Genomic DNA, 13347 nt, shown 5'->3' with positions numbered 1-13347 from the left:
TGGCCGCAGCCCTCGCCAGGGGCGCCTGCTCCTCACCCGGCCTGAAGGAAGGAATGCGCCATGAGTACCGACTCGCCCGCCCCCGGGGTCGAGGAGGTCCACATCCTCTGGACCTCGGAGGGGATGAGCTGCGACGGCGACACGGTCTCGATCACTGCCGCCTCGTTGCCCAGCCTCGAAGACGTACTGCTCGGCGCGATCCCCGGCCTCCCCAAGGTCCGTCTGCACAACAAGGTGCTGGCCTACGAGACCGGCGATGACTTCATGCGTGCCTTCCATCAGGCCGCCCGCGGCGAACTGGCCCCCTTCGTCTTCGTCGTCGAGGGCTCCATTCCGAACGAGCGGATCAACGGCGACGGCTACTGGACCTCGATGGGCAATGACCCGGACACCGGTGAGCCGATCACCTTCAACGACTGGATCGACCGGCTCGCGTCCAAGGCCTGGGCCGTGGTCGCCATCGGCACCTGTGCCGCGTACGGCGGCATCCACGCCATGGCGGGCAACCCCACCGGCTCCATGGGCCTCGCCGACTACCTGGGCTGGGACTTCCGCTCCGCGGGAGGGCTGCCCATCATCAACGTCCCCGGCTGCCCCGTCCAGCCCGACAACTTCATGGAGACCCTGCTCTGGGTGCTCCACCAGGCCGCGGGGCTCGCCCCGACGATCCCGCTGGACGAGCAGCTGCGCCCGACCTGGCTGTTCGGCAAGACCGTTCACGAGGGCTGCGACCGGGCCGCGTACTACGAGCAGGGCGACTTCGCCAAGGACTACAACTCGCCCAAGTGCCAGGTGAAGATCGGCTGCTGGGGCCCGGTGGTGAACTGCAACGTCACCAAGCGCGGCTGGATGGACGGCGTCGGCGGCTGCCCCAACGTCGGCGGTATCTGCATCGGCTGCACCATGCCCGGCTTCCCCGACAAGTTCATGCCGTTCATGGACGAGCCGCCGGGCGGCAGCGTGTCCTCCGTGGTGATGGGTGCGACCTACGGGCCGCTCATCCGCACGCTGCGCTCCATCACCAACCGCGCCGCGAACAGGGAACCCAAGTGGCGCCACAACCGGCCCGAGCTGACCAGCGGCTTCGCGCCGCGATGGTCCGGCCGCTGACGATGCGCGAAAGGACCGTCACGTGACGACGCGCCAGACCATCTCGCCCGAGCAGCGCACTCTCACCGAGGTGGCGTTCGACCCGATCACCAGGATCATCGGCAACCTGGGCATCTATACGAAGATCGACTTCGCGAACCGCGAAGTCGTCGAGTGCCGCAGCACCTCATCCATCTTCCGGGGCTACAGCGTCTTCATGAAAGGCAAGGACCCCCGGGACTCGCACTTCATCACCAGCCGTATCTGCGGCATCTGCGGGGACAACCACGCCACCTGCTCGGTGTACGCGCAGAACATGGCCTACGGCGTGAAGCCGCCGCCGCTGGCCGACTGGATCATCAACCTGGGCGAAGCCGCCGAGTTCATGTTCGACCACACGATCTTCCAGGACAACATGGTCTTCGTCGACTTCTGCGAACGCATGGTCAAGGAGACCAACCCAGGGGTGATGGAGCGCGCGGAACGGACCGCTGCCGGGCGGGGCCATCTGCACGGATACAAGACGCTGGCCGACATCATGCGCGCCTTCAACCCGTTCGAGGGCGAGATGTACAAAGAGGCCCTCGTGATGAGCCGTCTGACGCGCGAGATGTGCTGTCTGATGGAGGGTCGGCACGTGCACCCCTCCACGCTCTACCCGGGCGGGGTGGGCACCGTGGCCACGCCGCAGGTCTTCACCGACTACCTCGTGCGGCTGATGCGCTGCATCGACTTCATCAAGCGCGCGGTCGCGATGAACGACGACGTCTTCGACTTCTTCTACGAAGCCCTGCCCGGCTACGAGGAGGTCGGCCGGCGGCGCACCCTGCTCGCCTGCTGGGGCTGTTTCCAGAACCCCGACGTCGTGGACTACAGCTACCGGACGATGAACGACTGGGGCAAGGCCATGTTCGTCACCCCCGGCATCATCGTCGACGGTGAGCTGGTCACCTCCGATCTGGTCGACATCAATCTGGGGATGCGGATCCTGCTCGGCAGCTCGTACTACGAGGACTGGGCGGGGGAGGAGACATTCGTCGACAAGGACCCGCTCGGCAATCCCGTGGACCAGCGCCACCCCTGGAACCAGACCACCCTGCCCGTACCGCAGAAGCGCGATCTGGACGGCGGCAAGTACAGCTGGGTCGTCAGCCCTCGCTGGTACGACAAGCGCACGGATGACCATCTGCCTCTGGAGACCGGCGGAGGGCCGCTCGCGCGGCTGTGGGCCACCTCGCTCGCCGGCCTGGTCAACACCCCCTATGTCCGGTCCACCGGCCGGAGCGTGGAGATCGACCTCCCCAAGACGCCCGCCATGGCGGAGGCCCGGCTGGAGTGGAAGCCGCCGCCCTTCCCCAACACCTTGGAGCGCAACCGGGCGCGGATGTATTTCGTGGCCTACGCCGCCGGGATGGCCCTGCACTTCGTGGACCGTGCGCTGGAGGAGGTCCGGGCGGGACGGACCAAGGCGTTCCAGGACTTCGTGGTGCCGAAGGACGCCATCGGCGTGGGGTTCCACGAGGCCGTACGCGGCGTGCTGTCGCACCATGTGGTGATCAGGGACGGCAAGATCGCGAACTACCAGCCGTACCCGCCGACCCCGTGGAACGCCAGCCCCCGGGACTCCTTCGGCACCCCCGGCCCGTACGAGGACGCCGTCCAGGGCAGCCCGATCTTCGAGGAGAACGGCCCGGACAACTTCAAGGGCATCGACATCATGCGGACCGTGCGCAGCTTCGATCCCTGCCTGCCCTGCGGTGTGCACATGTATCTCGGCAACGGGCGCACGGTGCGACAAACCCACTCGCCGACCTTCGGCGCGGTTTCGTAGGGGCGGCCGCCATGCCATGGGAAGACGCGCAGGCGCGCGAACAGGTGGCCCGGGCCGAGGAGTTGCTCTCCGGCCTGGAGAAGTTGCCGGACAGCGCCGCCGCCGCACGGGCGCTGGAGACCGTCGAGGCGCTGGTCGACCTCTACGGCGACTGTCTCGCCCGCATCATGGGGCACCTCGCGGACGAGGCGGATGACGGCGCTCAGGGCGACGGTGCTCCGGGCGACGGCGCCGCGGGCGACGGGGGTGCGGCGCGGCGGATCGCGGACGACGAACTCGTCGGCCATCTGCTGCTGGTGCACGATCTCCACCCGGACCCGGTGGAGGCGCGGGTGCGCCGGGCGCTGGAGCTCATCCGCCCGTACCTCCAGTCGCAGGGAAGCGACGTGGAGTTGCTGGAGCTGTCGGACACGGCCGTACGGGTCCGGCTCCCGGCGGGCCGAGGCTGCTCGTCCTCGTCCGCGCCCCTCGAGGAAGCTGTCCGGGACAGCGTCCGCAGCGCCGCGCCCGAGATCGAACGGGTCGAGACCGAGACCACCCAGCCCGCGGCGCCGCAGACCCTCATCCCGGTCGACGCGCTGTTCAAAGGCCGTACGCTCACGGGCCACGGGACCGGGTGAGCGCCGTGACGGCATCCTTCGCCGCGTCCGGACTGCGGCGGCTCGCGCACCACCGGCCCCGCCCCGGTACGGCCGCGCAGCGCGACGGGGCCGCCCAGGAGCGCTGCGACCTGTGTGCGGAGACCCTCGTCCCGGAGCACCGGCACCTGCTGGACATCCGGGCGAACGAGGTCGCCTGCGCCTGCCGCGCCTGCTCCCTGCTGTTCGACCGGCGGGAGGCCGGAGGAGCGCACTACCGGCTGCTGTCCGGACGCAGACAGCGGCTCGACGGCTGCGACATCGACGACGCCGTGTGGGCCGGCCTCGGTGTCCCGGTCGACATGGCGTTCTTCGTACGGAGCGAGGCCTCCGGCGAGGTGTCCGTGGGGTACCCGAGCCCGCTGGGCGTCATGCGGTCCACGGTCGACGCGGAGAGCTGGCGCGCGGTGGAGGCCAGCGACCCGGCCCTGTCCACCCTCACCGACGACGTGGAGGCACTGCTGGTCAACCGGGCCGGAGAGGCCCGGGAACACTGGCTGGTCCCCCTCGACGACTGCTATCGCCTGGTCGCCGTGGTACGCGCACACTGGAAGGGACTGGGCGGCGGCCCCGACGTATGGCAGCAGGTCGAAGCCTTCTTCCACGAACTCTCCACCGACTTCCTTCCCAGGACCGAGGAGGCGTCATGGCCGACATCACGGTAGGAAAGCCCGACGTAGCGCCGGACAAGGCGGCCCATGTCGCGGGCGTCCGGCGCGGCAACCACCGGGGCCTGTACAAGCGACAGCCGGGACATCTGCCGGACGACCGCTCGACGGCACGCAGATCGACCGGGATCAACGCCAAGCAGCACAACCCGGTGCTGGCCGACATGCCGAACCTCTCCCCGGCGTGAGCGTGCGGGAGGTCCCGGCCTCGGAACACGCCATCCCCGACCTGACCTTCGCGGTCACCAGCGCGGAACCGGAACGGTTCGCGGCCGTTCCGACGCTGCGCTTCGGGCTGGAGATCAGCAGAACGGGCGGCGGCCCGATTCGCTCGGTGAGCCTGACGACGGCCATCAGGATCGACGTCGCCCGGCGCCGCTACGACCGCGGTGCCCAGCAGGCGCTGATCGAGCTGTTCGGGGAACCGGAACGCTGGGGCAGCACCATGCGGCCGCTCCCCTGGACGCAGACCACCCTGGTGGTCCCCCCGTTCGACGGCGGGACGACCGTCGATCTGCGGGTGCCGTGCACATGCGACACGGAACTGGCCGTCACCAAGTACCTGCGCGCCGTACGGGACGCGGATGTGCCGCTGGACTTCCTGTTCAGCGGCACCGTCTTCTTCGACGCCGCCGACGGGCGGCTGCGGACGGCCCAGATCTCCTGGGCCAAGGACACCACGTGGCAGCTGCCCGCCGGGCTGTGGCACGGACTGATCGACCGTTATTTCGCGGGGAGCCCGTGGCTGCGGCTGTCCAGGGACAGTTACGACCGGCTCGATGCGTACCGGGCGCGGCAGGTGCTGACCAGCTGGGACGACACCGTCGACAGCCTGCTCGAACAGGCGGGAAGCCGCAGCCGTGAAACCCCCACCACCGCTGAGACCGCCGGAGCACCATGGACGCCGTAGAGAAGATCGTGCGCACCTGCCTCTATGAGGGCTACCTGCTCTGGCCGTACCGCAGGTCCGCGCTGAAGAACGTCAAGCGCTGGACCTTCGGAGGGGTCTACCCGCAGGCGTGCGCCGCCGCGCTCGGTGAGCCGAGCCGGATGCAGACCCAGGTGCTGCTCGGCACCGCAGGCGATACGGAAGTGACGGTCCGGGTGCGGTTCCTGCACGTCGTCGAGCGCACGGTCCTCAAGGAGGGCCCCGACGGTCCCGAGCCGGTGGACGGGCTGACGGTCGACGGAGAGCGCTACCTCGCCTGGCAGGAGGCGACCGAACGCGACGTGCTCGTCCCCGTGACGCCGAACACGGTCCTCGACTGCGCCGCCCGCACGGCCGTCGACATCCCCGCGGGCGACGACCGCGAGCCGCTGGTCGACCGTACGGGCCTGCATGCCGGCACGCTCGTCCGCAGCTGGAAGGCGCTGACCGGCACCGTCGAGACCGACGCCGAGCGTGTCGCGGACGGCGTACTGCGGCTGACGGTGCGGATCGACAACACCACGCCGAGCCCGCTGCCGGCCGCCGGCGCGCGCAATGCCCGCGAGGACGCCTCCGCCTACGCGTTCGTCTCCACCCACACCGTGCTGCACAGCGACTCCGGGCGCTTCATCTCGCTCATCGACCCACCGGAGCACCTGCGATCGGCGGCCGAGGCCTGCGAGAACCAGGGCACCTGGCCCGTACTCGTGGGCTGCGCGGTCGCCCCGTGGGACGGCGGAACCGGTGCGCACACCATGCTCTCCTCGCCCGTCACCCTCTACGACTTCCCGGCCGTGGCCCCGGAGAGCCCGGGGGACCTCTTCGACGGCGGGGAGATCGACCAGTTGCTCATCCTCAGCGTCCTCAGCCTGACGGAGGAGGAGCAGGCGGAGGCCCGGGCCTGCGACCCGCGGGCGAGGGAGATCCTGGACCGCTGCGCGGCCCTTCGCCCCGACGAACTCCTCGCACTGCACGGCACCATCCGTGAGTTCCGGCCCAGGGAGGACGCGTGAGCGAGCGGACGCCGGACGGCGCCTCGACACCCAGGACCCGGACGGTGACCGTGGACGGGGTCGTGCTGCGCCGGGGCAGCCGGGTCCGGCTGCGGCCCTCCCGCAGCGCCGACATCTTCGATCTCGCACTGGCCGGCCGGAACGCCGAAGTGGACACCGTCGAGGAGGACTTCGAGGGCCGGATCCATGTCGCGGTCGTCCTGCAGGGCGACCCGGGCCGGGACTTCGGGGTGAGCGGGCAGATCGGCCATCGCTTCTTCTTCTCCCCGGAGGAAGTGGAGCCCGCCGGTACACAGCCGGAGAGCGGCCCGGGCCGGCCCCGGGTCCTGGTCGCCGGCATCGGCAATGTCTTCCTGGCCGATGACGCCTTCGGACCTGAGGTGATCGCCGCACTGCGCCACCGTCCGCTGCCCGACGGCGTGCACGTCGCGGACTTCGGCATCCGCGGCATGGACCTGGCCTACCGGCTGCTGGAGGGCTACGACGCCGCCCTGCTGGTGGACGCCGCCCCGCGGGGGCACCGGCCCGGCACCGTGTCCGTCATCGAGCCGGAGATCGCGGAACTGGACGGCGCCCCGGAGGCGCACGCCATGGACCCGGTCAAGGTCCTCGCGCTGGCAAGGCGGCTCGGCGACGGCCCGCTGCCACGCATCCTGATCGTCGGCTGCGAGCCGCTGGTGCGGATGAACGGCGACGAGCCCGACGTGGTCTTCGGGCTCAGTGCTCCCGTCCAGCAGGCGGTCGGCGAGGCTGTCCGGATGGTCGAGACCCTGGTGGGCGAGGTGCTGGACGGCGCGTCTGCCGCAGCGCGGGCCACTCGTGAGGGAGAGGAGGTGAGTCCTCGATGAGGAAGGGCATTTTCATCCCGGCGAGCGTGGTGCGCATCGCCGTGGGTGCACTGGCCGCGGCGGTGATCACCGCGATTGTGGCGGAAGCTCCGGAAGCCTGGCGGTACATCAAGATGGAGACGATGTGAGGCGGTCGGCTGCCGGACCGCCGCCGGCCGCGCCGCCCAGGTAGGAGAGCAGCTCCCGCGCGGCGGGGCCGACCCGGTCGGAACCGGGGACGGCCACCGAGACCTCCCACAGCGGTTCCGGAGATCCTGCCAGCCGGACCGCGACCAGTCCGGCCGCCTGTTCCTTGCGGGCGACCGGCTGTGGGACCACGGCGATGCCGAGGCCGTGGCCCACCAGCTCGATCAGGCTGTGCACATCGTTGACCTCCAGTGCCACCTGCCGCCGCGTACCGGCGGCGGCGAAGGCGCGGTCGGTCAGTCCCCGGGCGCCCCAGTCGGGGTGGAAGTCCACGAACTGCTCGCCACTCAGCTCGTCCCACTCCACCTTCTCCGCAGCCGCGAGCGGGTGCTCCGGATGGCACAGCAGCACCATCGGCTCGCTCGTGACCGGCAGCAGCCGTACGCCCTCCGGCGGCTTGCCGCAGAGAGCGACGAAGGCGAGATCGAGCCGGCCCGCATCCACCTCGTCGACCAGCTCCGCCGACCCAGCCTGGCGGAGCCTGACCTCCACATCCGGGTGCTCCGAGCGGAACCGGGCCAGCAGCGCGGGCACGTCCACCCCGGCGATGCACTGCTCGGTTCCTACGGAGAGGGTCCCCCGGAGCAGCCCCTGGACGGCCGCCACGGCGTCCTTGGCGGCGCGTACGCTGGCCAGCGCGCGGGACGCCTCGACCAGGAGCGCCCGGCCGGGACCGGTCAGTTCCACGCTGCGGGTGCTGCGCACGAAGAGCTGGGCGCCGAGCTCCCGCTCCAGGGCCCGTACCGACGCCGACAGCCCCGACTGCGAGACCAGCAGCCGCTCGGCCGCGCGGGTGAAGTGGCGCTCCTCCGCGACGGCGACGAAGTACTCCAGGTGCCGTAGTTCCATGATTCAGCAGCGTAGCTGCTGAATGCGTTCATTTTCTTCTATTGGACAGCTGGACCGTGGGACACGAGGCTGAATGCCGTGTGCGGAGCACCGGCACGCGCCACGGCTCGAGGAGAGGCAACAGCATGCAGACTCGCCGCATCGGTGACGTCGAGGTCAGCGCGATCGGGCTCGGGGGCATGCCCATGTCTGTCGAGGGACGCCCCGGCGAGGCGGGCTCGATCGCCACCATCCACGCCGCTCTGGACGCCGGCGTGACGCTCATCGACACGGCGGACGCCTACCGTTTGCGCGACGACGCAGAGGGCCACAACGAGTCCCTGATCGCCAAGGCGCTGGCCACGCACGCGCGCGGGCGCGAGGTGCTGGTCGCCACCAAGGGCGGCCACGTGCGCCCTGCCGACGGCTCCTGGGCCCTGGACGGCAGCCCTGAGCACCTCAAGCGGTCCTGTGAGGACTCCCTCGCACGGCTCGGCGTCGAGGCCATCGGGCTGTACCAGTTCCACCGCCCGGACCCGGACGTCCCGTACGCGGACTCCGTCGGAGCCCTCCGCGACCTCCTCGACGAGGGCAAGATCCGGATGGCCGGCATCTCCAACGCCGACCCCGGCCAGATCCGGCTGGCGAATGAGATCCTCGGCGGGCGGCTGGCCGCCGTGCAGAACCAGTTCGCACCCGCCTTCCGCTCCAGCGAGCCCGAGCTCGAACTCTGCGACGAACTCGGCATCGCCTTCCTGCCGTGGAGCCCGCTCGGCGGCATCGCGCAGGCGGGGAAGCTGGGCTCCGCCTACGCACCGTTCGCCCGCGTCGCCGAGGCGCACGGGGTCAGCCCGCAGCGGGTCTGCCTGGCGTGGATGCTGGCCAAGTCGCCGGTCGTCATCCCGATCCCCGGCTCAAGCCGGCCGGGGACCATCCAGGACTCCGCGGCTGCCTGCCACCTCGCCCTCGATGACGCGGACATCGCGCTGCTCGACGGGGTGTAGGGGCAGCCGGGCCCGTCAGGGCGCCGAGGTGTAGGTGTTGAGCCGGCCCACCGCCGACTGCGGCGCACCCCGGTCGTAGTGGTCCACAGCCAAGTGGTTGGGCTTCTTCCGGGCCGCGGGGGCGCAGAAGTTCTCGGTCCGGTTCAGCGGCCGGCGTCCCCGGGTCCTGGCGGCGAGTGCCCGGGGTGGGGTCAGGGCCCGGATGTCACTTCCGCCGCCGCAGTCTGTCCGCCACGCGGGGGAATTCCTCGTGGATCAGCCGGCCGACGAGGGCGCCGCCGAAGACGACGGTGCCGACGCCGACGAGCCAGGACTGGACGACGAGGACGGTTCCGAACGGGCCGTAGGTGACGGCGTTGGAGGCGATCAGCGGTGAGAACACCAGCTTGGAGAAGACTCTCAGCCCGATCAGCCCGATCACTGTCGACACCGCACCGGGCAGCAGGGCGACCCAGCCGATCCGCCCTCCCAGCAGCAGCCGCTGTGACCACCAGAAGAAGAGCACAGCGCTCAGCACCGCCACCAGCAGGCGGAAGGTGGTCTGAGCCGCCTGCCCGGGGCGGTCGGGCTCCAGCGTGCTGTGAGCCGATAGATAGAGGTAGCCGATCAGAGTGGCGAGCCATACGAGGTGCCGCCACATGGTGTGCCAGCGGGCGGCGGGGAGCTCCCACACCTTCTCGTAGCCGGTCTGCACCGACGAGCCGAACGTCAGCCCGAAGACGGCGAGGGCGGCGAGGCCGAATGCCGTGGTGGTCTCCAGCGCCTGCCGGGGCTTGGCGAAAAGCTGCTCGATCTCTTCCTGGGAGGCCTCCCTGGACACGCCGAGCCCGTCGCCCAGCCACCGGGCGAACCCCTGCCCGTTCGTCGGATCCGCTGCCGCGACCACGATCAGCAGTGGCACCAGGGTGAGGAACCCGAGTGCGGCGAAGCCCATCGAGCGGTTCGTGAGTTCCAACTCGTTGGCCCGCTTCCAGCCGCGCTTGGCGGTGGAACGGTGGAACGCGTGGTACAGCCGTCCGAGGAACGGCCCACGGCCCTCGGAGCCGGAAGACTTGTTGGCCATGGGGGTCGACTCCCTCCGTCGGGGTCATCGAGGCACGAGCGGACGGGTGCTGCCGGGACGGTGGTGGCGCTGCTCCTGCCGATGGCGGGCCGGCCCTAGGACGCCGTGGTCTGCTGTTCGGCTTCACCGAACCTCGCCAGAGCGAGCGCGCTCGCGATGGAGAGTACGAAACCCAGGACCGCCAGCGGTGCGTACCCGTGCCGGGTCGTGTCACCGAGCCAGGCGACACCGAAGAGAGCGGGTCCGACCGATTCACCGATCACCATGGCCGCCGTCGCCGCGGTGACGGAACCGGACTGCAGTGCGTCGATGAGGAAGATGAACCCGGTGATGCCGGAGATGGCCACCGCGTAGGCCGTGGGCTCGATGAGCAGCTCCACGGCGCCGAACCCCGGCAGCATGCGCACGGCGACGGCGACGATGCCGAAGCTCACCCCCGCGGCGAGGCCGAGTACGGCAGCCCGGTTGTGCCCGAGTACGTGCCCCACGGCCCAGCCGAGCAGGGCGAGTCCGATCGAGGCGAACAGCGTGCCCAGGCGGAGTGTTTCATCGCCGTCGCCCTTGCCCTCCCGGCCCGCCGCCACGGCCAGCAGCGCCAGTCCGCAGCACACCGTGGCCACCGCGGTCCACTCGATCCGCCGGAGCCGGATGTGCAGTACGCGGGCCGCGACGACCGCCGTCACCGCGAGCGACGAGGCGAGCGCCGCCTCGACGACGAACAGCGGCAGCGTGCGTAACGACACCAGTTCCGCGGCGAAGCCCAGCATGTCCAGCCCGATGCCCGCGACAAAGGGCCATCGCCGTACGGCCAGCAACAGCGTCCCCGCACCCGAGCCGGAGGACTCTTCGGCCGCCATGCGCGCGCCCATCGCCTGCAGCACCGTCGCAGTGCCCATGAACACGGCGGCGCAGAGCGCGAAGAACACTCCGAATCCCATAGGCAGACCGTAGAGCGATTCGTCCGACGCACGGTGGAGGCCAGCCGGGTGGGGGAGAGGGGGCGGCGGCGCGTTCGGGGCCGGGCCGCATACAGGTCAGCCGATGACCCGGATGGCGGGCACCCCGGATCCCATGAGCGATACTCCGGCGCGGCTGCTGCGTCTGCTGTCCCTGCTCCAGGCCCCGCGTGAATGGCCCGTCAGCGAGCCGGCCGAGCGCTTGCGGATCGGTCCGCGCACATCATGCGCGCGGCCGGCGACTCCCCTTGACGCGGCGGGCGTCGAGCGCGAGCGACCTCTGCTACTGCGAGTAAGTGGTCATCATCACTGCGGAATCGGCTGCTGAGGCGGGCTCATCCCTGAAACGCTGGTCCTCCGCCCCATTCGCGGGTGCCGCATCCGCAATTCCCGACGGGCGGAATGTCATGAGCAGGGCAATCATGGAGGCCGTTGTTGTGCGAAGAGCCCGGGTGCGTATCGGAGCGCGGCGGCGCGGGGACGGCCGGATCCCGGCGGGCCGTGGGCCGACGACGCGCGGCCGTACCGCGGGAAGGCTCCTCGCGCTGGCCGGCGGGCTGCTCGCGGCGCTGCTGACGGGGATCACGGGAATGACGGCGCTGTCCGGCTCCGCGGTCGCGCAGGGCTGGACGTACCCGCTCATCCTCGACGTGGATCTGACGCCCGGTCCGTCGTGCTCCGGCGCGGTTCGGGGGCGGGTGCAGGTCTATCACCCCGAAGGCGCGAAAACCGGGGCCGAGATCGAGTGGCGGGTGCGGGCGGGGAACGACCAGCTGGCCGACGGAAAGGCCGTCATGAAGGGCCCGGTCGCCGCCGCCGAGTTCAGCATCCCCCGTGAGAAGGTCCCCTCGGACGGCGCGGTCACCGTCGACGCCCGGGTGCTCCGCAGCGCCGCGCTCGGTGGGCCCGGCGACTTCGGCAAGCCCTGGCGGGACCGGATCGGCCACGGTTGCAATCCGGTTCGGGTGGCGGCGGTCGGTGACTCGGTCGTCTGGGGCCAGGGGCTCGAGCACGACCAGAAGTTCCCGTATCTCACCGGCGAACTCCTGGGCCGGGCGACCGGCCGGGGGCATCAGCACGTCGACTACTCCATCTCCGGTGCGGTGCTCGACGCGCCCGGTCTCCCGGACGGCAATGAGGACTCCGGCTGCCTGACGCGCCGGGAGAAGCAGGACCCGGACGGCGATGGGGAGATGGAGTTCGGCGAGGTCACCCAGCAGATGCCGGATGTCTTCTGCCAGCTCGAAACCGCGGGGGCGCAGGCACGGTCCGGTGGCTACGGTCTCGACGTGGTCGTCCTCAACGGATGCATCAACGACCTGGACCCCTTCCTCGGCATCGCCGTCGGTGTGACGCCGGGATCCGAGAACCTTCCCCAGGCGGTCCACCGGGAGTGCGCGGGCATCGGCGCCGCCCCGGACAATCCGGCGAAGGACGTCCCCTGGTTCAGCGGTGCCAAGGTCGGATACGGAGGGCGCGGCATCCGTGCGGCCATCGAGAAGGCGCACTCCCTCCCCGGCCGGCCGAAGGTGATCGTCGCCGACTTCTACTACGCCCTGAGCCGCGCGACGTCCCCGCTCCTGGCCAAGAGGTGCTCGGTACCGGGGCTGGACGGGCCCCGGCTGGCCAGGTGCAAGGGCGGGCTCGGCGAGGCCGCGGAGCGGTACGAGCAGTACACGCAGCTGGCCAACGAGGCGTACCGGGAAGCAGCCGAGACGGCGAACGAGGCCTCTTCCGACGGGGCTTACGCAGTCGCGGCCGACGGCCTGTTCACACTGGACAACGCGACGCTCGGCCGGGACTCCAAGGTCTGGGGAAGCCCGTTCGCCGATCCGCAGTACCCGCTGCGGAAGCTCGCCTGCCCGGCGCTCAGCGCAACCCCTGTCCAGTGCCTGACCGCTGCGGTCGCCCATCCCGATATCGACGGGGCCCGGCAGTACGCCGACAGCTTCCTGCTCAACCCGCGCGTCCGCGACTGGTTCGGACTCCCCTCCACCGGACCCGAGGTGTCGTTGACCGTGCGGGGCGGCGACCGGCCGGCGGGATCCGAGGTGGACTTCACCGCCACCCTGCCCGACGGATCGCCGCCGGAGGCCGGGTACCGCTACCACTGGTACTTCGGCGACGGTACGAAGCACGAGACCGACAAGCCGGTCAGCACCCACGTCTACCACCGTGAAGGCCCGTATCTGCCACGCCTGGTGGTGACCGGTGCGGCGGGACAACGGGTCCTGACCGAGGCCTCCATACCGGTCGTGGTGAAGGAACCCTCGGGGTGAGCGGCGCGGGGGAGCG

At 70.6% G+C, this 13347-nt stretch carries 14 protein-coding genes and 1 pseudogene; 12 read left to right on the top strand and 3 right to left on the bottom strand.

Annotation, left to right across the window (positions count from 1 at the left end):
* The first annotated feature begins 60 nt into the window (after nucleotides 1-60).
* From ABZW18_RS15855 to ABZW18_RS15815, 9 genes are read left to right on the top strand one after another with little or no spacing between them, the layout of a single operon-like run.
* Nucleotides 61-1110, top strand: coding sequence for a hydrogenase expression protein HypE (locus tag ABZW18_RS15855; RefSeq protein WP_356187574.1), 1050 nt, complete (start codon nucleotides 61-63; stop codon nucleotides 1108-1110).
* A 22-nt stretch (nucleotides 1111-1132) separates the two neighbouring features.
* The gene (locus ABZW18_RS15850; RefSeq protein WP_356187572.1) at nucleotides 1133-2920 is read left to right on the top strand and encodes a nickel-dependent hydrogenase large subunit; all 1788 of its coding nucleotides are present in this window, start codon (nucleotides 1133-1135) and stop codon (nucleotides 2918-2920) included.
* Between the two features lie 11 nt (nucleotides 2921-2931).
* Entirely contained in the window at nucleotides 2932-3540 is a 609-nt protein-coding gene (locus ABZW18_RS15845; RefSeq protein WP_356187570.1) for a NifU family protein, read from the top strand.
* A gap of 5 nt (nucleotides 3541-3545) precedes the next feature.
* Nucleotides 3546-4223 (top strand): DUF5947 family protein, encoded by a 678-nt coding sequence (locus tag ABZW18_RS15840; RefSeq protein WP_356187567.1) that lies wholly within the window; start codon nucleotides 3546-3548, stop codon nucleotides 4221-4223.
* Nucleotides 4205-4414 carry a hypothetical protein gene (locus ABZW18_RS15835; RefSeq protein WP_356187564.1) on the top strand — a complete coding sequence of 70 codons (210 nt, stop codon included), beginning with the start codon at nucleotides 4205-4207 and terminating at the stop codon, nucleotides 4412-4414. Before ABZW18_RS15840 ends, ABZW18_RS15835 begins: the two co-directional genes overlap by 19 nt.
* Nucleotides 4411-5136 (top strand): DUF6084 family protein, encoded by a 726-nt coding sequence (locus ABZW18_RS15830; RefSeq protein ID WP_356187561.1) that lies wholly within the window; start codon nucleotides 4411-4413, stop codon nucleotides 5134-5136. The genes ABZW18_RS15835 and ABZW18_RS15830 overlap by 4 nt, the downstream gene beginning before the upstream one ends.
* Nucleotides 5124-6167 (top strand): hypothetical protein, encoded by a 1044-nt coding sequence (locus tag ABZW18_RS15825; protein ID WP_356187559.1) that lies wholly within the window; start codon nucleotides 5124-5126, stop codon nucleotides 6165-6167. The genes ABZW18_RS15830 and ABZW18_RS15825 overlap by 13 nt, the downstream gene beginning before the upstream one ends.
* Nucleotides 6164-7015, top strand: coding sequence for a hydrogenase maturation protease (locus tag ABZW18_RS15820; RefSeq protein ID WP_356187557.1), 852 nt, complete (start codon nucleotides 6164-6166; stop codon nucleotides 7013-7015). The genes ABZW18_RS15825 and ABZW18_RS15820 overlap by 4 nt, the downstream gene beginning before the upstream one ends.
* Nucleotides 7012-7143 carry a hypothetical protein gene (locus tag ABZW18_RS15815; protein ID WP_356187555.1) on the top strand — a complete coding sequence of 44 codons (132 nt, stop codon included), beginning with the start codon at nucleotides 7012-7014 and terminating at the stop codon, nucleotides 7141-7143. Before ABZW18_RS15820 ends, ABZW18_RS15815 begins: the two co-directional genes overlap by 4 nt.
* Here the strand turns inward: ABZW18_RS15815 and ABZW18_RS15810 are convergent.
* On the bottom strand, nucleotides 7124-8050 hold the full coding sequence (locus ABZW18_RS15810) for a LysR family transcriptional regulator (protein ID WP_356187552.1): 927 nt from the start codon (nucleotides 8048-8050) through the stop codon (nucleotides 7124-7126). The two genes, ABZW18_RS15815 and ABZW18_RS15810, sit on opposite strands and share 20 nt — an antisense overlap.
* A 125-nt stretch (nucleotides 8051-8175) precedes the next feature.
* On the opposite strand from ABZW18_RS15810, the gene ABZW18_RS15805 reads away from it, so the two are divergent.
* Nucleotides 8176-9033: an aldo/keto reductase gene (locus tag ABZW18_RS15805; RefSeq protein ID WP_356187550.1), complete on the top strand. Its 858-nt coding sequence runs from the start codon at nucleotides 8176-8178 to the stop codon at nucleotides 9031-9033.
* A gap of 205 nt (nucleotides 9034-9238) precedes the next feature.
* On the opposite strand, the gene ABZW18_RS15800 is transcribed toward ABZW18_RS15805, so the two are convergent.
* Nucleotides 9239-10096, bottom strand: a complete 858-nt coding sequence (locus tag ABZW18_RS15800) for a YhjD/YihY/BrkB family envelope integrity protein (RefSeq protein ID WP_356187547.1) — start codon at nucleotides 10094-10096, stop codon at nucleotides 9239-9241.
* A gap of 95 nt (nucleotides 10097-10191) precedes the next feature.
* A complete protein-coding gene (locus ABZW18_RS15795) occupies nucleotides 10192-11034 on the bottom strand; it encodes a DMT family transporter (RefSeq protein WP_356187545.1) in 843 nt (280 codons plus the stop codon).
* A 133-nt stretch (nucleotides 11035-11167) separates the two neighbouring features.
* On the opposite strand from ABZW18_RS15795, the pseudogene ABZW18_RS15790 reads away from it, so the two are divergent.
* Nucleotides 11168-11275 (top strand): annotated as a pseudogene (locus ABZW18_RS15790) (transcriptional regulator); the annotation flags it as partial.
* A 229-nt stretch (nucleotides 11276-11504) separates the two neighbouring features.
* Complete coding sequence (locus ABZW18_RS15785; protein ID WP_356187542.1) at nucleotides 11505-13331, top strand: PKD domain-containing protein; 1827 nt, start codon at nucleotides 11505-11507, stop codon at nucleotides 13329-13331.
* Nucleotides 13332-13347 lie beyond the last annotated feature (16 nt).

The sequence above is a fragment of the Streptomyces sp. NPDC004647 genome (genome assembly GCF_040609575.1).
GTDB lineage: Bacteria > Actinomycetota > Actinomycetes > Streptomycetales > Streptomycetaceae > Streptomyces.
This window is presented reverse-complemented; position numbering and strand designations above follow the sequence as displayed.

Coding starts and splice junctions, on each gene's coding strand:
- ABZW18_RS15855 (WP_356187574.1), top strand. CDS start 61: ATGAGTACCGACTCGCCCGCCCCCGGGGTCGAGGAGGTCCACATCCTC.
- ABZW18_RS15845 (WP_356187570.1), top strand. CDS start 2,932: ATGCCATGGGAAGACGCGCAGGCGCGCGAACAGGTGGCCCGGGCCGAG.
- ABZW18_RS15835 (WP_356187564.1), top strand. CDS start 4,205: ATGGCCGACATCACGGTAGGAAAGCCCGACGTAGCGCCGGACAAGGCG.
- ABZW18_RS15825 (WP_356187559.1), top strand. CDS start 5,124: ATGGACGCCGTAGAGAAGATCGTGCGCACCTGCCTCTATGAGGGCTAC.
- ABZW18_RS15815 (WP_356187555.1), top strand. CDS start 7,012: ATGAGGAAGGGCATTTTCATCCCGGCGAGCGTGGTGCGCATCGCCGTG.
- ABZW18_RS15810 (WP_356187552.1), bottom strand. CDS start 8,050: ATGGAACTACGGCACCTGGAGTACTTCGTCGCCGTCGCGGAGGAGCGC.
- ABZW18_RS15805 (WP_356187550.1), top strand. CDS start 8,176: ATGCAGACTCGCCGCATCGGTGACGTCGAGGTCAGCGCGATCGGGCTC.
- ABZW18_RS15800 (WP_356187547.1), bottom strand. CDS start 10,096: ATGGCCAACAAGTCTTCCGGCTCCGAGGGCCGTGGGCCGTTCCTCGGA.
- ABZW18_RS15795 (WP_356187545.1), bottom strand. CDS start 11,034: ATGGGATTCGGAGTGTTCTTCGCGCTCTGCGCCGCCGTGTTCATGGGC.